Source organism: Streptococcus mitis (assembly GCF_023109515.1).
Taxonomy (GTDB): Bacteria; Bacillota; Bacilli; order Lactobacillales; family Streptococcaceae; genus Streptococcus; species Streptococcus mitis_CS.
In genome coordinates, this window is record NZ_JALDUM010000001.1 from 36,112 (window position 1) to 56,835 (window position 20,724).

The 20,724-nt window shown below is 40.4% G+C and carries 23 protein-coding genes, 2 tRNA genes and 1 pseudogene; 13 read left to right on the forward strand and 13 right to left on the reverse strand.

Features of this window, described 5'->3' with window-relative positions:
- The first annotated feature begins 37 nt into the window (after positions 1 to 37).
- Positions 38 to 493, forward strand: coding sequence for a GNAT family N-acetyltransferase (locus M1G05_RS00265; RefSeq protein ID WP_247952672.1), 456 nt, complete (start codon positions 38 to 40; stop codon positions 491 to 493).
- A gap of 48 nt (positions 494 to 541) precedes the next feature.
- Here the strand turns inward: M1G05_RS00265 and M1G05_RS00270 are convergent, their stop codons facing one another.
- Positions 542 to 1,687 (reverse strand): low temperature requirement protein A, encoded by a 1,146-nt coding sequence (locus M1G05_RS00270; RefSeq protein WP_064276285.1) that lies wholly within the window; start codon positions 1,685 to 1,687, stop codon positions 542 to 544.
- A gap of 152 nt (positions 1,688 to 1,839) precedes the next feature.
- Here M1G05_RS00270 and M1G05_RS00275 point away from each other — a divergent pair.
- The 3 genes and pseudogenes from M1G05_RS00275 to M1G05_RS00285 all read left to right on the forward strand — a co-directional run.
- A pseudogene (locus M1G05_RS00275) lies at positions 1,840 to 2,145 on the forward strand (site-specific integrase); the annotation flags it as partial.
- A gap of 691 nt (positions 2,146 to 2,836) precedes the next feature.
- Positions 2,837 to 4,126, forward strand: coding sequence for a membrane protein (locus M1G05_RS00280; protein WP_049516365.1), 1,290 nt, complete (start codon positions 2,837 to 2,839; stop codon positions 4,124 to 4,126).
- Positions 4,127 to 4,135: 9 nt separating this feature from the next.
- Positions 4,136 to 5,224 carry an AI-2E family transporter gene (locus tag M1G05_RS00285; protein ID WP_004256071.1) on the forward strand — a complete coding sequence of 363 codons (1,089 nt, stop codon included), beginning with the start codon at positions 4,136 to 4,138 and terminating at the stop codon, positions 5,222 to 5,224.
- A 140-nt stretch (positions 5,225 to 5,364) separates the two neighbouring features.
- On the opposite strand, the gene M1G05_RS00290 is transcribed toward M1G05_RS00285, so the two are convergent.
- The 4 genes from M1G05_RS00290 to M1G05_RS00305 all read right to left on the reverse strand — a co-directional run bounded on the left by M1G05_RS00290 (position 5,365) and on the right by M1G05_RS00305 (position 7,973).
- Positions 5,365 to 5,437 (reverse strand) — tRNA-Lys (locus tag M1G05_RS00290).
- A gap of 62 nt (positions 5,438 to 5,499) precedes the next feature.
- Positions 5,500 to 6,015 (reverse strand): DUF308 domain-containing protein, encoded by a 516-nt coding sequence (locus tag M1G05_RS00295; protein ID WP_000672739.1) that lies wholly within the window; start codon positions 6,013 to 6,015, stop codon positions 5,500 to 5,502.
- 349 nt (positions 6,016 to 6,364) lie between these two features.
- Positions 6,365 to 6,437: transfer RNA gene (locus M1G05_RS00300), tRNA-Lys, on the reverse strand.
- Between the two features lie 264 nt (positions 6,438 to 6,701).
- Positions 6,702 to 7,973 (reverse strand): replication-associated recombination protein A, encoded by a 1,272-nt coding sequence (locus tag M1G05_RS00305; protein WP_070482993.1) that lies wholly within the window; start codon positions 7,971 to 7,973, stop codon positions 6,702 to 6,704.
- A gap of 115 nt (positions 7,974 to 8,088) precedes the next feature.
- Here M1G05_RS00305 and M1G05_RS00310 point away from each other — a divergent pair, with 115 nt between their 5' ends.
- The 6 genes from M1G05_RS00310 to pepF all read left to right on the forward strand — a co-directional run bounded on the left by M1G05_RS00310 (position 8,089) and on the right by pepF (position 13,715).
- Entirely contained in the window at positions 8,089 to 8,559 is a 471-nt protein-coding gene (locus tag M1G05_RS00310) for a DUF3013 family protein (RefSeq protein ID WP_045592523.1), read from the forward strand.
- An 18-nt stretch (positions 8,560 to 8,577) separates the two neighbouring features.
- Positions 8,578 to 9,645 (forward strand): M50 family metallopeptidase, encoded by a 1,068-nt coding sequence (locus M1G05_RS00315; RefSeq protein WP_247952673.1) that lies wholly within the window; start codon positions 8,578 to 8,580, stop codon positions 9,643 to 9,645.
- Position 9,646: 1 nt separating this feature from the next.
- Complete coding sequence (locus M1G05_RS00320) at positions 9,647 to 10,075, forward strand: NUDIX hydrolase (protein WP_247952674.1); 429 nt, start codon at positions 9,647 to 9,649, stop codon at positions 10,073 to 10,075.
- 137 nt (positions 10,076 to 10,212) lie between these two features.
- Positions 10,213 to 11,163, forward strand: coding sequence for a 50S ribosomal protein L11 methyltransferase (gene prmA / locus M1G05_RS00325; protein WP_247952675.1), 951 nt, complete (start codon positions 10,213 to 10,215; stop codon positions 11,161 to 11,163).
- A 1-nt stretch (position 11,164) separates the two neighbouring features.
- Positions 11,165 to 11,908 (forward strand): 16S rRNA (uracil(1498)-N(3))-methyltransferase, encoded by a 744-nt coding sequence (locus M1G05_RS00330; protein WP_247952676.1) that lies wholly within the window; start codon positions 11,165 to 11,167, stop codon positions 11,906 to 11,908.
- Positions 11,909 to 11,918: 10 nt separating this feature from the next.
- The gene (pepF, locus tag M1G05_RS00335) at positions 11,919 to 13,715 is read left to right on the forward strand and encodes an oligoendopeptidase F (protein WP_247952677.1); all 1,797 of its coding nucleotides are present in this window, start codon (positions 11,919 to 11,921) and stop codon (positions 13,713 to 13,715) included.
- A 168-nt stretch (positions 13,716 to 13,883) separates the two neighbouring features.
- Here the strand turns inward: pepF and M1G05_RS00340 are convergent, their stop codons facing one another.
- A complete protein-coding gene (locus M1G05_RS00340) occupies positions 13,884 to 14,273 on the reverse strand; it encodes a nuclear transport factor 2 family protein (RefSeq protein ID WP_143952430.1) in 390 nt (129 codons plus the stop codon).
- Positions 14,274 to 14,424: 151 nt separating this feature from the next.
- Between M1G05_RS00340 and M1G05_RS00345 the strand changes: the two genes are divergently transcribed.
- Both M1G05_RS00345 and M1G05_RS00350 read left to right on the forward strand, forming a co-directional pair.
- Positions 14,425 to 14,757 carry a winged helix-turn-helix transcriptional regulator gene (locus M1G05_RS00345; RefSeq protein ID WP_000182730.1) on the forward strand — a complete coding sequence of 111 codons (333 nt, stop codon included), beginning with the start codon at positions 14,425 to 14,427 and terminating at the stop codon, positions 14,755 to 14,757.
- 11 nt (positions 14,758 to 14,768) lie between these two features.
- A complete protein-coding gene (locus M1G05_RS00350) occupies positions 14,769 to 15,560 on the forward strand; it encodes a DUF2785 domain-containing protein (protein ID WP_247953309.1) in 792 nt (263 codons plus the stop codon).
- 107 nt (positions 15,561 to 15,667) lie between these two features.
- On the opposite strand, the gene M1G05_RS00355 is transcribed toward M1G05_RS00350, so the two are convergent.
- A complete protein-coding gene (locus tag M1G05_RS00355) occupies positions 15,668 to 16,432 on the reverse strand; it encodes a (S)-acetoin forming diacetyl reductase (protein WP_049499276.1) in 765 nt (254 codons plus the stop codon).
- 256 nt (positions 16,433 to 16,688) lie between these two features.
- On the opposite strand from M1G05_RS00355, the gene M1G05_RS00360 reads away from it, so the two are divergent.
- Positions 16,689 to 17,357, forward strand: a complete 669-nt coding sequence (locus tag M1G05_RS00360; RefSeq protein ID WP_000714814.1) for an MIP/aquaporin family protein — start codon at positions 16,689 to 16,691, stop codon at positions 17,355 to 17,357.
- Between the two features lie 162 nt (positions 17,358 to 17,519).
- Here M1G05_RS00360 and queF read toward each other — a convergent pair whose 3' ends face one another.
- The 6 genes from queF to M1G05_RS00390 all read right to left on the reverse strand — a co-directional run bounded on the left by queF (position 17,520) and on the right by M1G05_RS00390 (position 20,695).
- Positions 17,520 to 18,011 (reverse strand): preQ(1) synthase, encoded by a 492-nt coding sequence (gene queF, locus M1G05_RS00365; RefSeq protein ID WP_000082579.1) that lies wholly within the window; start codon positions 18,009 to 18,011, stop codon positions 17,520 to 17,522.
- 125 nt (positions 18,012 to 18,136) lie between these two features.
- Positions 18,137 to 18,853 (reverse strand): 7-carboxy-7-deazaguanine synthase QueE, encoded by a 717-nt coding sequence (gene queE / locus M1G05_RS00370; RefSeq protein WP_247952678.1) that lies wholly within the window; start codon positions 18,851 to 18,853, stop codon positions 18,137 to 18,139.
- Positions 18,846 to 19,289: a 6-carboxytetrahydropterin synthase QueD gene (gene queD / locus M1G05_RS00375; RefSeq protein ID WP_000464573.1), complete on the reverse strand. Its 444-nt coding sequence runs from the start codon at positions 19,287 to 19,289 to the stop codon at positions 18,846 to 18,848. Before queD ends, queE begins: the two co-directional genes overlap by 8 nt.
- Positions 19,289 to 19,942, reverse strand: coding sequence for a 7-cyano-7-deazaguanine synthase QueC (queC, locus tag M1G05_RS00380; protein ID WP_247952679.1), 654 nt, complete (start codon positions 19,940 to 19,942; stop codon positions 19,289 to 19,291). Before queC ends, queD begins: the two co-directional genes overlap by 1 nt.
- A 201-nt stretch (positions 19,943 to 20,143) precedes the next feature.
- Positions 20,144 to 20,458: a thioredoxin gene (gene trxA / locus M1G05_RS00385; RefSeq protein ID WP_001029581.1), complete on the reverse strand. Its 315-nt coding sequence runs from the start codon at positions 20,456 to 20,458 to the stop codon at positions 20,144 to 20,146.
- A gap of 15 nt (positions 20,459 to 20,473) precedes the next feature.
- Positions 20,474 to 20,695: a DUF4649 family protein gene (locus M1G05_RS00390; protein WP_000570255.1), complete on the reverse strand. Its 222-nt coding sequence runs from the start codon at positions 20,693 to 20,695 to the stop codon at positions 20,474 to 20,476.
- Between the last annotated feature and the right edge of the window lie 29 nt (positions 20,696 to 20,724).

Here is a 20,724-nt window from a genome sequence, read left to right on the forward strand (position 1 = left end):
TATAATGGGGAAACATAGATAAGATAGTGAGGTCAAGATGACGATTCGTTTTGAAGAAAAGGTGAGTACAGAAAATGCTCAGCTCGTATGCCAATGGTCCAACTCCCTTGGCAAAGCTTTTCAAGAACAATGGATGGGGACAATGATTCCTTTTCCCTTAACAATTCAAATCTTGCAAGATTTGGGAGGAGTTTTTTCTATCTTTGATGGACAAGAATTTGTCGGCCTTATCCAGAAAATCAGACTAGAAGAGAGTAATCTTCATATCGGGAGATTTTTTATCAATCCCCAGAAACAGGGGCAGGGCTTAGGTAGCCAGGCATTAAGGAAATTTGTTAGTTTGGCTTTTGAAAATGGAGACATAGATAGTATTTCTCTAAATGTCTTCGAGTCAAATCAAGCAGCCAAGCACCTCTATCAAAAAGAAGGTTTTGAAATCGTTAAAACCATTGAAGCACCTGTACGAAAATACCTTATGAAAAAGTTTAGATAGAAAGCAAAAAAGCCTTGGTTCCCAAAGCTTTTTAATGTTATAAACTCATTAAAATAACTCCCAGTTAGATTTGGAATATTTTTTATTCTGTGTCATATAAAAATAAATAAAATGAATGGCTATAGCTAGAGCTAAAATGGTTGTTATACTCACTACTATTATAGGATTAGAAGCAAAGATTAAAGAGAGAATAAAGGCAGCCAGATAGAGTGTCGCTTGGACACAGTAGTAACTTTTCGAATAGCGAAGATAGTGTTTGTTATAGGGCCCATTTACTAGGACAGCAGCTTGAAAGAGGCCAAATCCGATATAAGAGAAGCTGGTTGCAAAGAGACGATTAGCTTCAGGATTCTGAAGAAAACTCATCGATACAGTCATCATCATAAGTCCAATGAAAATAGGATAGTGACTGTAAATTAGAAATAGTCCCTTTTGATTAGATTTTTCATCAATAGCATGGTCGAATTGACCAAAATAAAACAAGAACAGAGAAACCATAATAATGAAATAAAGAACCGAATAAATCGAGAAATTCTCGATTGTAAAGAAGTTAGCTAGCTCCATAATCATCTCTCCAAACGTAATAATGACAAGAAGGGAGATGCGCTCGATTAAATGGGGGAGATTTACCTGGTAATGCTTATTTTTACTAATCGAGGTAATTGGCGTAATAAATGTTAGCAGAATACTAGCATAAAGGATATAGACTCCAATGTAAATAGGAAGAAGAGCTGCTAGATAGATTTCTAAACTTCGTAGACCTGTTATCCATAGAAAACCTTTGATACTTTCCCTATGAACATTATCGGTTGATTTTTTAAAAAACTCAACCAAATATTGAAAAAATAAGGTAAGGGTTAATGTACCAATAGCCCAACAGACATAATGAAAATATTGTTGCCAATCAGGTCCAATCATATTGGCTATAAAGAGTAAAAGTCCCATTTTGATAAACATGATTAGCATGTTAAATAAAGAGTTCTTTCCATAGCGATTGGTATAATCGGTTTGAATCATCCAGGAATCGATGAGAACCAAAGTAGCAATGAGAAAATCAAGGAAAGAATTCCAAGTCAAAATACCGTTATGAAGATGGTCAATTAAAGTAGTTACTTTTGAAATTGCAAAAACAAAAACTAAGTCATAAAAAAGTTCTGAAAATTCTACACGTTTATGTTTAATAAGAGTTGTCATCTTAAGACCTTTCTATTTTAGAAGTACAATTTATTATAACAGAAAATGGTAATGAGAGAAAAGGAGATGCTTAAATAACTCCATGTGGCGCGAATTGTCAAAACCTTGACTTCTTTTGTCATTTACTTGTCGGTTTCTGTTTTGTATTATAGTCTTATAAATCAAATGAAATAAAGAGGAAATCATTATGTCAAGTAAAAGTCACTCAAATTCGTGCGGATGAATACCAAAGAATTATGAATAAGTATGAACAAACAGTTAGTAGAAATTTTCTTGGTAGATTGAATACTGGAATTCAGCAGAGCATCCAAATGGCAATTGCTGACAAAATTCTAATAGATGATTTTACACAACATGTCGAGTTATTTTCATCTAAAGAACAACAGATGACAGAAGAGAAATATTTACATACAGAAAAGGACCATCTGGATTTACCTTTAGCGGTAAAGAGAAAATTTTTGAAGAATTTAATCAAATTAGAGATGTCTGGAAAGATTGCTCATAAAAAATGTGGGGCAAATCAGTTATAGACAAGCAAAAAAGCCTAGTAAATCAAGGCTTTTTCCTGTTGTATTTAGATGCCCCCTACAGGGATTTGGAAAGGACTTTCATATTGAGAGCAATTAAAAATATTGAAATATAAGTGATTTTAGGTATTTTCAATGTCATGATTTAAAAATGGGACAAAAGTGGGGCAAAAACCATACAGATTCTAAACTGTATGGTTCTTTTTTTATCTAACCAAGAAAGGTTAAAACTTATTAAAACAAATGCAATCAACTGTTGAAAACTTTTTAGTCCGTGTAATATAAAAACAAGTAAAAAGTTGAACTATAGGGAATATTGTGTCATAATAGGTAATAGATGAATAATTAATAGATTGGAAATAATGCTTTCTTACCTTAACAAGTTGAATTGGTTATACATTTTTTCGTCGCAATTGTGTCTATCTCTCGAGTTTAGCTAGTTTTTATAAGCTCTGGTTTCTAATCAATATAACAAATTTTAGAAGTGCATAAGACAAGATGGTGACATTACTACAGTCATTTCTAGTCACCATATGTTGCTGGCACAGGCTGTTTGTAGTGTTGGCTATTTACTAGTCAGTTTAATCGGAGTGTTTAATTTTTATTGTTGAAAGGTTTTTATATGGCGAAAATTCTATCTTTAGGTCTGACAGGTAAGAAATTACTTGCTCAGGGGTTCTTGTTTGTTCTGCTAGGTCTCATCTTGATGGTCACGGGGACTTGGTTGCCAGTAAAGGTTATTCGACTGGTTCTGTTTTTAGCTTGGATAGCAACGGTCTTAGATTTAGTATTACGTATTTTCAAAAAAAGTCAGTCAACGGACACCTTGGGAGTTGCACTGGTTAAATTGTTAGTGCTGGGATATTTGCTTGGCTCCAATCTTGCGACGGATGTGCCGATTTATATTTTGGCTCTTGTGATTGGAGTTTATCAGATTTTTCATGCTAGTATTAACCTTGTCACCTATGTTCTCTACCGCAAAAACAAAATTCGACCTCGTTTTCGTCTCTTACTAGATGGACTCGTACTAGTTTTTCTTGGTGGGACTAGTCTTTTGTCCTCTACAGGAAATTCTGTCTTTCAACTCTTTGTATTAGGGGCTTATTTTTTCCTTTATGGTGTGTCCAATATCCGTGATGGTTTCTTGTTTGAGGGGGAAATTGGGAAAAACCATCTCAAACGTCGTATTAGAATTAGCTTACCTATTGTCCTAGCCGCTCTCATCCCTGCAAGAACTTTAGCAAAAGTTAACAAATTTATGCTGGAAAATGCTGATGAGGAAGAAGATATCCATCTTGGAATAGTGAAGTCTGGTAAGACAGCAGAGCTAGAAATTTTTGTTCATACAGCTGAGACCTCCCTGTTTTCAGCTATTGGTCATGTGGATATCTGCTATCAAGGCCGTGTTATTTCTTATGGCAACTATGATCCGTCTTCTGAGACCTTATTTGGCATGGTAGGAGATGGTGTCTTATATTTCTGTGATCGTGACAAGTACATTGACCTATGTAAACGTGAGAGTCAAAAAACGCTTTTTGGTTATGGGATAGATTTGACGCCTGAAATGGAAAAAGCAGTTCAGAAAAAGTTGGCTGAATTGAAACAACTGACGATTCCATGGGAGCCAAGTGCAGATAAAATCATGACAGGTGATGGTAAGGAAGACTACACCTACGCTTATAAAATCAGACATGAGACAGATGGGGAACTTTATAAATTTATCAAATCTAAGTTTAAATCCTACTTTGTCTTATCTACAAACTGTGTGCTCTTGGCTGATACCATAGTCGGTCAGGCTGGCACCGATATCCTCTCACCCAAAGGATTTATCGCTCCAGGAACTTACCAAGCCTACCTTAATCGAGAGTTTGAAAAACCAAATAGTATAGTCGTATCTAAACATGTTTATTAAGGAGAATTTATGAACTTAGTTAAAAAATATACTCCGTTAATCCTTTTTATAGGGCTGGTTGCTCTTGTAATTCTGAATGCATCGAGCTTTATATCAGGAGCAATCTCTCTCTTTGATGTAATATCAACCTTGATTTATGGTGCTGTTATTGCTTTTGTGCTTAATGTTCCTATGAAAAAAATTGAACAGTACTTAGTTAAATTGAAGGTAAAGGCAGAGTTGCGTCGTCCGATTGCCATGGTACTTGTTTTCCTAGCTCTTATCTTAATCGTGATTGCTCTTTTGGTTTTGGTGCTGCCAACCCTAGCTCAGACTATTAGTCAGCTGGGAACAGTCCTTTCAACAGTCCTTACTCAACTTGGGAAATTGCTAGGCAGCTCGGAATTTGTAACCAAAGACATGTTGTCAACTATCGTATCAGGAATTCAGGGACAGTCTAGCTCTATTAGCCAAGCTTTGATAGGTTTTTTATCAGGTCTGACTAGTAATATCGGCAATATTTTTTCAAGTTTGATGAATGCCTTTTTGATTATAGTCTTCACCTTTTTATTTTTATCCAGTAAGGAACATTTGGCAGCGATGACGAGTCGACTTCTAAAAGTTTTTCTTCCAGAGAAGGTGGTGATAAAGTTGACTTACATTGGACAAGTAGCACTAGAGACTTATGACCAATTTTTGATGAGTCAGCTGATTGAAGCAGTTATCATAGGAGTTATGATAGCGGTTGGTTACAGCGTGTTTGGGATACCCTATGGAGTAATGACAGGTATCTTTGCAGGAGTGCTATCGTTCATTCCTTATGTAGGGCCTATGATTGCTTGTGTTGTGGGAGCGATTTTTATCTTCACAGTGAGTCCTACTCAAGCCTTACTTTCTCTTCTTCTATATCAAGTTATACAGCTGATTGAAGGAAACCTTATTTATCCTAGAGTTGTAGGTCAGTCTATTGGTTTGCCAGCTATTTTCACGCTTGCGGCTGCTAGTATTGGAGGCAATCTCTTTGGCTTACTTGGGATGATATTCTTTACACCGATATTTGCTGTTATCTATCGATTGGTTAAGGAATTTGTCGTTGCAAAGGAAAATCAGCTAGATTAAGAAAAACTAAATTTAATAAGATATACTGAGAAGAGAGTGAGAGATTCTCTTCTCTTTTATTTTTAAATACTTTTCTACAAAAAGCTATTAGACGTTAAAAAAAGCCTTGGTTTCAAGGCTTATTTCTGTTGATTTAGATGTGCCCCCTGCAGGGCTCGAACCTGCGCCCCATAGCTTAAGAGTCTACTGCTCTACCAACTGAGCTAAGGAGGCAACAGAAAAAGCTGAGAATGTAACTTCCCAGCTTTTTTAATATGCCCAAAATGGCAGCTAGATTATTTACGAAAGGCATCAAGGATATAGGTGAAACCAACAATTAAAAATGCAAAGGCAACTACATAAACGACAAAGACACTTGTAGCTACTGGATTGAACAAAATCACTAGACCTAGTAAAAATGCAAGCAACGCTATCCACATGATATGGTTGCCAATAATAGGGAAAATCAATCCCAGACGATTGCCTTTAAAGAAAGCTATAATGGCTTCTACAATTAACCAAATTCCTAAAATAGTTGGAATGACAACTGGCAGCGTCACAAAGCCATAGGCAACGAGGTAAAGAGCTAAGAGAAGATTAACAATCCCTTGGAAAAGATGAGCTGGTGAGCGAAGCTCTTTTGGTACAGAGAAATAGCCTAAAATAGCTGCTATAGAAGAAACCAGTAAACCAAATGCAATCCACCAGCTGTAAGCAACAAGATTAGCTACTGGGTTTGTAAATAGGAAAAGTCCTAAAAGGACAAAAACAACTCCTGCAAGGAATAGCAGTAAACGATTAGAAAATTTCATTTCAATACCCCCTATATAGTATAGTTTGATAATAAAAATATTATACACCTTTTTAGAGGAAATGTCAATAAACAAAATGGAAAATTTGGAAGTTTCAGTCTGATTTATGAAAAGAAAATCAGTTTTTATTATTTTGAAAATAAAAAGAGAAGATAAAATTTGTCTTCTCTACATGAAAATATTGTATGGAATCAAAGCAAAAGTAACTGGCTTTACACTATTTGTAAAGATGTAATTTGATTCAAAAAGAAAAGATAGATTTAAAATGTGGGACAAATGATGGGGTAAATCAGTTATAGACAAGCAAAAAAAGCCTTGATTTACAAGGCTTTTTCCTGTTGTATTTAGATGCCCCCTACAGGGATCGAACCTGTGACCCACGGATTAAGAGTCCGCTGCTCTGCCAGCTGAGCTAAGGAGGCAAAGAAAAAAGCTGTATTGGTGCCGAAACTTCACGGTTTGTATTGAACCCGCGCAATTAAGCAGGTGGGCAACTCGCTCTAACTGAAGCTGTTTCCGTGTGAGACGGCCTACATGCTGTTAGAAGACTTTTGTTTCCCTAATAATACAAAAAATAGTCGGTCAACACTTAAGTGTGAAGTCGTACACCACAGCGTTTCTATGTTTATATAATACCACTTTTTCAAAAAAAATCAAGAGGAAAGTGCAATTTTTTGAAAAGGATTTCAGATTTTTCGCAAACGGTCGATAGCTTCCTTTCTTTGAGCCAAAGCCCGTTCATATTTACCAGTATCTTCTGCTTGGAAATAGTGATGATTACGAATTTTTTCTGGTAGATAGTCTTGCTTGACCCAATTTCCAGGATAGTTGTGTGGATAGAGATAGTCTTGGGCATTCCCCAGTTCCTTGCTTCCACTGTAGTGCCCATCACGCAGGTGTCGCGGAATAGGCAAGTGCCCTGATGTTTTGAGGTCAGCAAGTGCCTTATCCATAGCTACATAGGCTGAGTTGGATTTTGGAGAAAGGGCCAAATCAATGACGACATTGGCAATGAGAATGCGGGCTTCTGGGAAACCAATCTTCTGGGCAGCATCAAGAGCAGTCACGGTGTGAATCTGGGCTTCAGGATTGGCCAAACCGATATCTTCATAAGCGATAACAGTCAAACGACGAGCGAGACTTGGCAAATCACCAGCCTCAATCAAGCGGGCAGCATAGTGAAGACTGGCATCAACATCTGAGCCACGGATAGACTTTTGCAGGGCAGATAGAACATCATAGTGACCGTCTCCATCCTTGTCCATGGTAATGTAGCTTCTCTGAAGACTATTTTCCATTATGTCTAGGGTGATATGGCGGATGCCCTCGTCATTCTCAGGGGTAGATAGAACTGCCAAATCCAGTGAGTTGAAGGCAGAGCGAAGGTCTCCGTTTGTAGAGGTAGCAATGAAATCCAGCGCATCTTCATCTAGTTCTACTGGAAAATCAAAACCACGTTCAGGGTTACTTAGAGCTATCTGAAGAGCCTCTTTGACGTCTTGGTTAGACAGAGGTTCCAACTCAAAAATTTGAACACGACTACGAATGGCAGGAGTGACAGAAAAGAAAGGATTTTCAGTCGTAGCCCCAATCATGATGACCAGTCCACTTTCCAAGAGAGGCAAGAGAAAGTCTTGCTTGGTTTTGTCAAGACGATGGATTTCGTCTAGTAATAGGACGAGGCCACCTGAAAATTTAGCCTCTTCCGCAATTTCTTGGAGTCTTTTTTTACTATCTACTGTCGCATTGAAAGTTCGAAAGGCATACTTGGTCGTCCCTGCGATGGCAGAGGCAATACTGGTCTTGCCGATTCCTGGAGGTCCATAAAGAATCATGGAAGACAGGCGGTTGGCTTCCACCATGCGGCGGATGATTTTTCCAGGTCCGACCAGATGTTCCTGACCGATGACCTGGTCGATGGTTTTAGGGCGCATGCGAAGCGCGAGATTGTCTGGCATAGCAGTCCTTTCTAACGTGGATTTTCTGATGTATATGTGGTAAGATGGTAGTATCTATTTTAGCACATTTCCGAGTAATCGGGGCGATTAAAGAGTCGCATAGAAAGAGGACAAAATGGCAACATATGGATTTTTAGATGTTTTAGAGGAAGAGTTGGAGAAGAATTTTCCCTTTGACTTTGAGATTAGTTGGGACAAGCGCAACCACGCGGTTGAAGTGAGTTTTCTATTGGAGGCACAAAATGCTACAGGTGTGGAGATGGTGGATGAAGATGGAGAGGTTTCATCGGATGATATTCTCTTTGAAGAAGCAGTGCTTTTTTACAATCCTGCCAAATCAACCGTCAATGAGGAAGACTATTTGACGGTCATTCCTTACCTACCTAAAAAAGGATTTTCCCGCGAATTTTTAGCTTATTTTGCGCTATTCCTTAAAGATACTGCTGAGGTTGGGCTAGATGCCCTTATGGACTTTTTGGAAGACCCAGAAGCCGAAGAATTTGTCATGGAATGGAACCAAGAAGTCTTTGAAGAAGGAAAAGTTGGCTTGGAAGAAGGAGAATTTTATCCTTATCCGAGATACTAGGAGTTGGTTGGAGATTTTATGAAGAAAATTGGGATTTATTTGGTTTATGTGCTAGCTGTTGTCTTTATTATGCTGGCTTTTGCTTGTGGAACAATCGCATTTGCAGAGTTGGGATATTCCACAGTTTTAGTCTTTACTTTTGGTTATGCCTTCGCTCTTCTAAGTATATATTTAATCTTTATTCTTCATGAGCTGGGACATGCTTTTTGTGGCTACTTGACAGGCTATCGGCTGGTGGCTTTTGGATTAGGGAACTTTCTTTTAACCAAAAAGTCAGGAAGGCTTCATCTTAGTCGAACAGCAGTTATAAAAAATGTTGGTGCTCAGTATATTGGTTTAAAAGAGAATGAAAGTGATCAAAGAATCATCTTGATGCTTTCAGGAGGCTTGATAGTTCACCTTTGCTTGATATTATTAGCAACACTTTTTGGTTTTTTGACAACAAACTGGTATTTTGCAGGCACTTGGATTTTTCTTAATTTGTCTTTCTTCCTAAATAACATTTTGCCAGTCGGCATCACCGATGGCGCAAAAATTTGGGAATTGCTACAACACCCTGAAAATACGAAATGCGCCTACCTGATGTTGAGGCATTCTGCCCAGACCTTGCTAGCTCCTCAAGAATATGATTTAAAAGACTTTATCATACCTGTTGATGAGGAGGCGAGAGGGAGTTTTGCAGAAAGTGTTCAGACTCTTCAGGGATTGGTATTCATATTGGATGATAATATAGAGCTTGCAAAGCAACAGTTTCAGTCTGTGTTAGAGAAAACAGACAATCCAATGTCTAAAACTATTTCTCAATTATACCTTCTTCAAATTGCTCTGATAGAAGGAGATAATAAGAAAGCGGAAGAATATGCAAGTATTCGAGGGGTCAAATCCTTTTTATCTATAAAAACAGCAGATATGCAGGTCATTCAATCTTGGTATCAATTTAAGGTAAGGAAAGATGTAGTTCAAACTCACAAGGCTATGAAGATTGCTAAGCAGAAAATGGATAGTAGTCGAATGTTGAGGGACGAGAAACGCTATTATGAAAACTGGTTAGCCGAGCTGGAAAAGGAATTAACCGAAGGAGTCTAATATGGAAATAGAGATTTCTGATTTCACAGGTTGTAAGATTGCTTTGTTTTGTGGGGATAAGCTCTTGACCATCTTACGCGATGATAAGGCAAGTATTCCCTGGCCCAATATGTGGGAACTGCCCGGTGGGGGACGCGAAGGGGATGAAAGTCCTTTTGAGTGCGTGGAGCGTGAAGTTTTTGAGGAACTGGGCATTCATTTGACTGAGGATTGTCTGCTTTGGAGTAAGGTTTATCCAAGTATGCTTTTTACAGACAAACAGTCCGTTTTTCTAGTTGGTCAGTTAACACAGAACCAGTTTGACAGTATCGTATTTGGAGATGAAGGACAGGGCTATCAGCTCATGAATGTTGAGGAATTTCTTAGTTCCAGTCAAGTTGTACCTCAGTTGCAGGAGAGATTAAAAGATTATTTAAAAGTAAGTGATTAGAAAGGATGGTTCAGTTAAATTTCTAAACTGAACCCGCCCTAAACACTCTGCCAAAAAGATAAGCTTCTCTTAGACACAAGCGTCTTCAGAGAATTTCCTATTTTGGTTTTGTGTTTTACGGGCTTGGTATCTTAAATATGGAAACATGGCAAGAGTTAAAAGTTACAGTTAAGCGTGAGGGAGAGGAGCTAGTCTCTAATCTCTTGATTGAGCTGGGAGCGCAAGGTGTTGCGATTGAAGACAGCATGGACTATGTGGGAAATGTGGATCGTTTCGGCGAGATTTTCCCAGAGGTTGAGCAGCAAGAAGAAATCGTAGTGACAGCCTATTACCCTGATACGGTTGATATAGCAACGGTTGAGGCAGACTTGCAGGCCCGTCTCGCGGAACTAACTGATTTTATGGATTTGGGAGAGGTAAAAATGGGTACGACTGCCTTGGCTGAGGAAGACTGGGCAGACAACTGGAAGAAATACTATGAACCAGCTCGTATCACTCATGATTTGACCATCGTTCCCTCTTGGACGGACTATGAGGCGACTGCTGGGGAAAAGATTATCAAGCTGGATCCAGGTATGGCTTTTGGTACGGGGACCCATCCAACCACTAAGATGAGCCTCTTTGCCTTGGAGCAGGTCCTTCGTGGTGGCGAAACGGTGCTAGATGTGGGGACTGGATCAGGCGTCCTTTCTATTGCTAGCTCTCTTTTGGGTGCCAAGGAAATTTTCGCCTATGACCTGGATGATGTAGCGGTTCGTGTTGCTCAGGAAAATATTGAACTCAACCCTGGCATGGAAAATATCCATGTAGCAGCAGGAGATTTGCTTAAGGGTGTGGAAATTGAGGCAGATGTGATTGTGGCTAATATCTTAGCGGATATTCTCATTCATCTGACAGAGGATGCTTATTGCTTGGTCAAGGACGAAGGCTACCTCATCATGAGTGGCATTATCAAGGACAAGTGGGACATGGTGCGCGAGTCGGCTGAGTCAGCAGGATTTTTCCTCGAAACCCACATGATTCAAGGGGAATGGAATGCCTGTGTCTTTAAGAAAACCAAGGATATTTCAGGTGTGATTGGAGGCTAGCATGCAACAGTATTTTGTCAAAGGCAGTGCTATCTCTCCTGTCACCATCGAGGACAAGGAAACCAGCAAGCATATGTTTCAGGTTATGCGCTTGAAAGAAGAGGATGAGGTTACTTTGGTCTTTGATGATGGAATTAAGCGCTTGGCGCGTGTGCTGGATATGGAAAATCGTCAGTTTGAGTTGGTAGAAGAACTAGATGACAATGTGGAACTACCAGTCCAAGTGACCATCGCATCAGGCTTTCCCAAGGGAGACAAGCTGGAGTTTATCACTCAAAAAGTAACGGAACTGGGTGCCAGCCAAATCTGGGCCTTTCCTGCTGACTGGTCAGTTGCCAAGTGGGATGGTAAGAAATTGGGCAAGAAAGTCGAAAAACTAGAAAAAATTGCCCTTGGAGCAGCCGAACAAAGCAAACGTAATATCGTTCCAAGTATCAAACTTTTTGAGAAGAAAGCAGATTTTCTAGCTCAGCTGGACCAGTTTGACTCTATCGTAGTAGCTTATGAAGAATCAGCTAAAGAGGGAGAAGCCGCTGCTCTCTTGCAAGCAGTTGCTGGTCTTGAAACAGGAGCCAAATTGCTCTTTATCTTTGGCCCAGAAGGTGGTCTCTCACCTGCAGAAATCGAGAGTTTTGAAGCTAAAGGAGCAGTCTTGGCAGGACTTGGTCCTCGTATTTTGCGAGCAGAAACAGCCCCACTTTACGCCTTATCGGCCCTTAGTGTTTTATTAGAATTAGAGAAATAAGAGGAAGAAAATGGAACAAAAACACCGTTCAGAATTTCCAGAGAAGGAACTTTGGGATTTAACAGCCCTATACCAAGACCGTGAGGATTTCTTACGTGCGATCGAGAAGGCTCGCGAAGACATCAACCAATTTAGTCGTGATTACAAGGGCAATCTTCATACTTTTGAGGATTTCGAGAAGGCCTTTGCGGAATTGGAACAAATCTACATTCAGATGAGCCATATTGGAAACTATGGCTTTATGCCTCAGACGACAGACTATAGCAATGACGAATTTGCCAACATTGCCCAAGCTGGGATGGAATTCGAAACAGATGCCAGTGTAGCCTTGACCTTCTTTGATGATGCCTTGGTGGAAGCTGATGAGGAAGTCTTGGACCGTTTGGGTGAATTACCTCATTTGACAGCGGCCATTCGTCAGGCCAAAATCAAAAAAGCCCACTATCTAGGGGCTGATGTGGAGAAGGCCTTAACCAATCTCGGTGAAGTTTTTTACAGTCCGCAGGATATTTACACTAAGATGCGAGCTGGGGATTTTGAAATGGCTGACTTTGAGGCCCATGGCAAGATCTACAAAAACAGCTTTGTGACCTATGAGAATTTCTACCAAAACCATGAGGACGCTGAGGTCCGTGAGAAATCATTCCGTTCCTTCTCAGAAGGACTTCGTAAGCACCAAAATACGGCTGCAGCAGCCTATCTAGCCCAAGTCAAGTCTGAAAAACTATTGGCAGATATGAAGGGTTACGACTCTGTCTTTGATTACCTTCTGGCTGAGCAAGAAGTGGACCGTGCTATGTTTGATCGTCAGATTGACCTCATCATGAAGGATTTTGCGCCCGTTGCCCAGAGATACCTCAAGCATGTTGCCAAGGTAAATGGTCTTGAAAAGATGACTTTTGCAGACTGGAAATTGGATTTGGACAGCGCCCTCAATCCTCAAGTGACTATTGACGACGCCTATGATTTGATCATGAAGTCGGTAGAACCTTTGGGACAAGAATATTGTCAGGAAGTTGCTCGCTATCAAGAAGAGCGCTGGGTGGACTTTGCTGCCAATAGTGGCAAGGATTCTGGAGGTTATGCGGCGGATCCATATCGCGTACACCCTTATGTCCTCATGAGCTGGACAGGTCGTTTGAGCGATGTCTATACCTTGATTCATGAAATCGGGCATTCTGGTCAATTCATCTTTTCAGATAATCATCAAAGTTACTTCAATGCTCATATGTCGACCTACTATGTTGAAGCGCCGTCAACTTTCAATGAATTGCTTCTCAGTGATTACTTGGAGCACCAATCTGACGACCCTCGTCAAAAACGCTTTGCTCTGGCTCACCGCTTGACAGACACCTACTTCCATAACTTTATTACCCACCTCTTGGAAGCAGCCTTCCAGCGTAAGGTGTATACATTGATTGAAGAAGGGGAGACCTTTGGAGCAAGTAAACTCAACAGCATTATGAAGGAAGTTTTGACCGATTTCTGGGGAGATGCCATTGAGATTGATGATGATGCAGCTCTGACTTGGATGCGCCAAGCTCACTACTACATGGGCTTGTATAGCTATACTTACTCTGCTGGTCTTGTTATCTCGACTGCGGGTTACCTTCATCTGAAACATTCAGAAACTGGAGCTGAAGATTGGCTCAATCTCCTCAAATCAGGTGGTAGCAAGACACCGCTTGAGTCAGCTATGATTATCGGAGCAGATATCGCTACAGACAAACCACTCCGTGATACTATTCAGTTCTTGTCTGACACAGTTGACCAGATTATCGCCTACAGTGCCCAGTTGGGAGAGTAAATTAAAAGAGTCTGGGACAAAAGTCTAACCTTAAATAAAAAAAGCGAACAAAACGAGTTATCTGACACTCAGAATTCTGTCTTGTTCGCTTTTTTATCTAATCTATTGATTTAAAAATTTAGAATAAAGAATTCCTAAAATCAAAATTTTTTGTTCTGGCCTCTTTAATTATCCCCAAAAGCTATCTTCTTCAGCTTGATCTGAAGAGAAGAGCCAAACTTCTTTGATTTTTCCGTCTTCAATGCGGAAGAGGTCAATCCCGTTCATATTGAGTTCAGTACCATCAGCACGTGTTCCAAGAAAAGTAACATTGGCTGCGATTAAATCCTTATTGTCAGAAACCCAATTTGTTACCACCTTAAAGGTTCCATTAGTTTTCTCAGCAAATGTAGCCAGGTGAGTTCCTAGCTTGTCCTTACCAACAACTGTACCAGATATACTATGATTACCAGGTTGATGCCAGACAATATCGTCTGCCATCGTTTCAAAGACACCAGGAAAGTCACCAGCAATTAAAGCTTGGTTATAAGCATTGAAAATTTCTAAGTTTGTTGACATATCTATTCTCCATTTCTTTTTTATGATATAATTGTAACAGTTACAAACAAAAAAACAAGTAGACACTTTTTTGATAGCTAGTATCAAAAGTGGTACTTTTATTGATACTAAAAGATAAATTTTTTTTTAAAAAATAGAAAGAAGATATTTTATGACAAATAAAGTGAGTGAGTATGGTATTTGTCCATTTGCAACAACGCAGAGGGTTTTAACGGGGAAATGGGCACTGGTAATCATTTATCAGTTGAGTACGGGTACCAAACGATTTAAAGAATTGCAGAGATTATTGCCTGGGATTACTCAAACTATTTTGACCCGTCATCTCCGTCAATTAGAAAAGGATAAGATTGTTCAACGAAAGGTCTATGCCGAAGTTCCACCACGAGTTGAGTACAGCTTAACTGAAATGGGGCAGGAATTCAGAGTTGTTTTAGATGCTGTCGAGAAATGGGGTCTAGATTATATCAAGTTGCTAGAAATGTAGAGGTATTGACCATGTATCAAGAGTTACTCAGAAAAATATCTGAAGAAAGACCAAGTTATCATGAGGAAGAAATCCAGTGGTTGCTTGATCATTTGGGAGATCCTTCTCCAGAAATTCGTGATGACCTTGTTTTTACAAGCTTTGCTAGAGGGATTCAGGAAGAGCTATTTACACAGGAACAATTTCATTTCATTGCTGATGTGGTCTCAGCTGATGGAGGACTAGACAAAGAGATTGATAAGATAGGCCTGCCAACACTCGAACGTTCTTTTAGGGCGCTTATTTATGCAAATCTCTTGTCGGCGGACGCCAACCAGCAATCGGTTTTTTATCAGGGATTAAAAGCAGAAATTCGCAATGTCCTTTTAAATCAAGGTTTGTACTATCTTTCAAAAGAAAAGGATACAACGGGTTTTTCAAGTAAGTATGGTTGGGTTCATGCTTTTGCACATGGAGCCGATTTACTGACAGAGGTGGTTTGTCATCCAGACTTTCCTAAAAACAGAGTTCATGAAGTATTTGATATACTTGGCCAACTATTTAAAAGAAATTCGATTCGCTATACAGATGATGAGGATTGGCGTTTAGCCAGAGTGATCTATGAACCTATTTTACAAGGGAAGTTGGAGCAAGAGCAAGTAGCTTCTTGGATAAAAGCTGTTGACTTTCCGATAGAAGAAAGGGAAGATTTTTATAAATTTTCCAACTTCAGATCCTGTCTGTTGGAAGTTTATGTCCAACTTGACCAGAGAAATAGTTTACAAGATGACTTGAAAGAAGCTATCCAGTCTTTTCAATACTAGGGATTAGCTAATATTACTTTTTGAAAGAGTTTCTATTGTATCCTCCTAACTAATAATGAAAACTAATAAAAGAGGTTGAATCATTTTCCAACCTCTTTTTGTGTATCTTAATGGAATTGCATACCACCATCAACGATAATGGTTTGTCCTGTAATGTAGTTTGAATCTGGTCCTGCAAGGAAGCTGACAGCAGCAGCCACATCTTCTGGTTCAGATAGACGTTTTAGGGTAATATCTTTTGCAAATGTCTGCATACCCCATTCGTCATCTTTTCCTGCATTTTTACCAACTTCATGAGCGATGTCGTACATCATTGGTGTTTTCACAATACCTGGTGCGTAGGCGTTAACAGTGATTCCTGAGCCTGCTAAATCACGTGCTAATGTTTGCGTAATTCCACGAACAGCAAATTTGGTTCCACCATAAACAGTCAAGTTTGGATTGCCCACTACACCGGCTTGAGAGGTTGCGTTGATAATTTTACCTCCGTGGCCAAGTGCTTTAAATTGCGCTTGTGCAGCTTGTGAACCCCAAATGACACCACCAACGTTGATACCGAAAGTGCGTGTAAATTGTTCCTCAGTAATTGTATCAAGAGGAGTAGTTGGAGCAACACCAGCGTTATTTACGACAACATTCAAATCACCAAAATGGTCAACAACTTTTTGAAATGCTTGTGCAACTTCGGCCTGTTTCGAAACATCGGCCACGACAGCAAAGGCATTTTCAGCTGATAATTCGGCAACAGCTTTTTCAGCTGTTTCAGGATTGTAGTCTAAGACTCCTACCTTAAAGCCATCTTGAACCAATCGTTTTGCGATTGCAAAACCGATTCCTTGACCTGCACCTGTGACAATAGCAACTTTAGACATATGATTCCTCCTTGGTATTCACGATACCATTCAAACGTTCATAAAAGAACAGCAAAGGTTTACAAATGAGCTTTTATAATGGGTTTTGTAACCCCTATCAAAACTACGCTATTAGTATACACCTTTGAAAAAAATGTTTCAAATAAACACTACCGTTTTTACAGAATTTTAACCTGAAATTTCCAATCAATTTTCTTGAAACCCTTTCCTACTTTTGATAGACTAGTATCTAGTTTTTGAAAAAAGGAGAAAGAAAATGAAAAAATTTGTTGCTGAATTAATCGGTACTTTCATGCTTGTGTTCATTGGGACAGGAGCTGTTGTTTTTGGAAATGGTCTTGATGGCTTAGGTCACCTTGGAATCGCCTTTGCCTTTGGTCTGGCAATCGTGGTTGCTGCTTACTCAATCGGAACTGTTTCAGGTGCTCACTTGAACCCAGCGGTTTCGATCGCTATGTTTGTAAACAAACGTTTGTCATCTTCGGAGCTTGTTAACTACATCCTTGGGCAAGTAGTTGGAGCTTTCCTTGCATCAGCTGCGCTATTCTTCCTCTTGGCGAACTCAGGGATGTCAACTACTAGTCTTGGTGAAAATGCCTTGGCAAACGGTGTCACTGTCTTTGGTGGTTTCTTGTTTGAAACAATCGCAACCTTCTTGTTTGTCTTGGTTATCATGACCGTGACTTCAGAAAGCAAGGGCAATGGAGCGATTGCTGGTTTGGTAATCGGTTTGTCCTTGATGGCCATGATCCTTGTGGGATTGAACATTACTGGACTTTCAGTAAACCCAGCTCGTAGCTTGGCACCAGCTGTCTTGGTAGGTGGCTCAGCCCTTCAACAAGTATGGATTTTCATCCTTGCTCCAATCGTTGGTGGGATTCTTGCAGCCCTTGTTGCTAAAAACTTCCTTGGAACAGAAGAATAATTGAAACTCAAAAAGCCTTGCTCCTCGATTTGAGGAACAGGGCTTTTTCTTATCTGTTTATACTCAATGAAAATCAAAGGGCAAACTAGGAAACTAGCCGCAGGCTGTACTTGAGTACGGCAAGGCGACGTTGACGCGGTTTGAAGAGATTTTCGAAGAGTATTAACGGTTGTCAATTTTCTCTGGATAGAGGTCGTGTTGGAAGAGGCGTTGTTCTGCCAATCCTTCATACTTAGTTCCAGGCTTACCGTAGTTGTAGTAGGGATCGATTGAAATGCCACCGCGTGGAGTGAATTTTCCCCAGACTTCTAAATAGCGAGGGTCTAGCAAGTTGACCAAGTCTTTCCCGATGGTGTTGATACAGTTTTCGTGGAAATCTCCGTGGTTTCGGTAGCTAAAGAGGTAGAGTTTGAGGGATTTTGACTCTACACAGAGCTTGTCAGGAATGTAGGAAATATAAATGGTCGCAAAGTCTGGCTGAGCAGTGATTGGACACAGTGAGGTAAATTCAGGACAGTTGAATTTGATGAAATAGTCATTTTCCACATGACGGTTGTCAAAGGATTCGAGAACTTCTGGTTGATAGTCGAAAATGTAGTTGGTTTCTTTGTTGCCGAGGAGGCTTAGGTTTTTCATTTCTTCTTGTTGTGACATGATTTTTTTCTTTCTAATTTTATACTCAATGAAAATCAAAGAGCAAACTAGGAAGCTAGCCGCAGGCTGTACTTGAGTACGGCAAGGCGACGTTGACGTGGTTTGAATTTGATTTTCGAAGAGTATTAAACACCGCGTTGGTTATCGTAGAGAAGGGTATGCAGTTGAGGAAGGACGCGGACATTGCCCCAGCTATCGTCAGCAGCGACGCGTTCCCAGAGTTCTTTGAGGCGATCCAGTTGGTCTTGGACAATATTGCCTGTAGCCTTGGGCTCAGGATTTCCTGCCGATAAGAAGAGAACATCTGGTTGGTAGCGTTCTTGAATCCCTTTAGCAAAGGCCAAATCTGCATCATCAAAGACAGGGATTTTAAAGGTGACCTTCTCTGGGTCCAGTTGGGAAACGATAAAGTCCAAGGTCTCGAAGTTGACTTCCATCTTGGATGAAGGAGGTTTGGGACTGAGAGTGACCTGGTCGATATCTTTTAACCAATTTTGCCAGCGGGAGCCTTGGGTCTCAACAGCTAGAGTGACACCACGTTCCTTGAGCTTGGTGACCAATTCGGCCATGTTGGCTGCTAGGATAGCAGGATTTCCCCCAGATAGGGTGACATAGTCGTAGCTCCCCAATTTATCCAAGGCAGCAATGACTTCGTCAGCTGTCATGCGAGTTGGTTTTTCAGAACCATCCCAAGTAAAGGCAGAGTCGCACCAGTCGCAGTGGTAGTCACAACCAGCAGTGCGGACAAACATGGTTTTCTGCCCGATAGCACGACCTTCACCTTGAAAGGTAGGACCAAAAATTTCCAGAACTGGTAGTTTGAGGACACGTTCCCTAGTCATCTAACCACTCCCGTCTAAACTCCGCAAAAGCAGTCGGAGTCTCATAGAGGCGAACGTATTCCAAACGGAGACCACGTTCGTCGGGCAACTCTTGATTCATGGTTTGGAAAATCCAGTAAACCATATTTTCAGCAGTCGTGTTCATATAAGGCAGGGTTTCATTGAGATAGCGATGATCCAAGTGGGGTTCTAAGTAGTTCTTGTAGATTGCTTTGATGTCTCCGAAATCGTAGGTCATGCCACGTTCATCTAAAAATCCACTGACAGCAATCTGCAGATGATAGGTGTGACCATGAAGGGATTTGCATTTTCCCTCATAGTGAAAGAGGTGGTGGGCAGCATCGAAGGTAAACTCTTTTGATACCAAGGTTCTGTGTGGATTGTAGACAAGAGACTCCCCGGTTTCCTGTTTGATTTCTTTGGGTGCAAAAAACATTAGTCCTCTCCTTTCTGTGAGAGATAAACATCTAACCCATGTTGACGTAGGTGGCAGGCGGGACAATCTCCACAGCCACTTCCGATAATCCCGTTGTAGCAGGTTAAGGTCTTTTCACGAACATAGTCAAAGGCACCGAGTTGGTCGGCTAATTCCCAAGTTTCAGCCTTGTCTAGCCACATGAGAGGTGTTTGGATAACAAAGTCGTAATCCATGGCCAGGTTGAGGGTAACATTAAGGGATTTGACAAAGACATCTCGACAATCAGGGTAGCCTGAGAAGTCTGTCTCGCAAACACCTGTTACGATGTCTTTAATGCCTCGTTGCTTAGCAAGAACTGCCGCAAAGGATAGAAAGAGGTGGTTGCGACCGTCAACGAAGGTATTGGGCACTTCTCCCTCTTTTTGCTCAATCTCCATATCAGAGGTCAGGGCATTTTCAGTGATTTGCCCCAGCAGAGACATATCTAGGATGTGATGACGAATGCCTTGTTCCTTAGCGATTTCTTGGGCAACTTGAATTTCGAGATGATGGCGTTGGCCATAGGCAAAGGTGACAGCTTCGACTGTTTCATAGTGTTCTTTGGCCCAAAAGAGGCAGGTTGTGGAATCTTGACCGCCACTAAAGACGACCAAGGCTGATTGACGTTTCATAGTACTCCTTCCAAAATGGGAAATGTTCAGAGCACGCAAAAAGCTCCCATGAGGGAGCTAAAAAATACCAAGTAGAGGTTTTTTTTAGCGATGGCATGTCCCAAACATCGTAATATTATACCTACAGTCTAGCATATTTTTTGAAAAATGGCAAAGGACAAGAAAAAAGAGACCAAAGCAAGTACTTGGTCTCTAGTATGATTAGCTCAATTCAGCAACGATGGCTTTGATTTGTTCAGCTGTGTGAACACCAGCAACTTGTTTCACCACTTGGCCGTCTTTTTTGAAGAGAAGAGTTGGGATAGACATGATTCCAAAGGCACGAGCTGTGTTTGGATTTTCATCCACGTCCATTTTAACGATTTTCAAGACATCTTCTGAAAGTTCTTCAGACAATTTATCCAAGATTGGACCTTGCATACGACATGGACCACACCAAGTTGCCCAAAAGTCTACCAAGACCAAACCGTCTTTTGTTTCTTGTTCGAATGTTGCATCTGTAATTGCTTTTGCCATTGTATTTCTCCTTTTTTAGTTATATTGGCTTAAATCTTGTTTCTTGAGATAGAAGAAGATATCTCCATAAGTCCCATGGTAGTCCAAATCATGACCATTGTAAGTTAATTTTTGGACAGGGTAGTAGTCTGCGACGCCGATAAGGCAAGCTTGTTGTGAACGATCAAAGTCTTCATAAGATTCGAAAGTTACAGTTCTTTCGTTCTTGCTGGCATCTAGATAGGTAATTTCAATCATGTTTAAAACTCCTTTGTTTAATGATGATT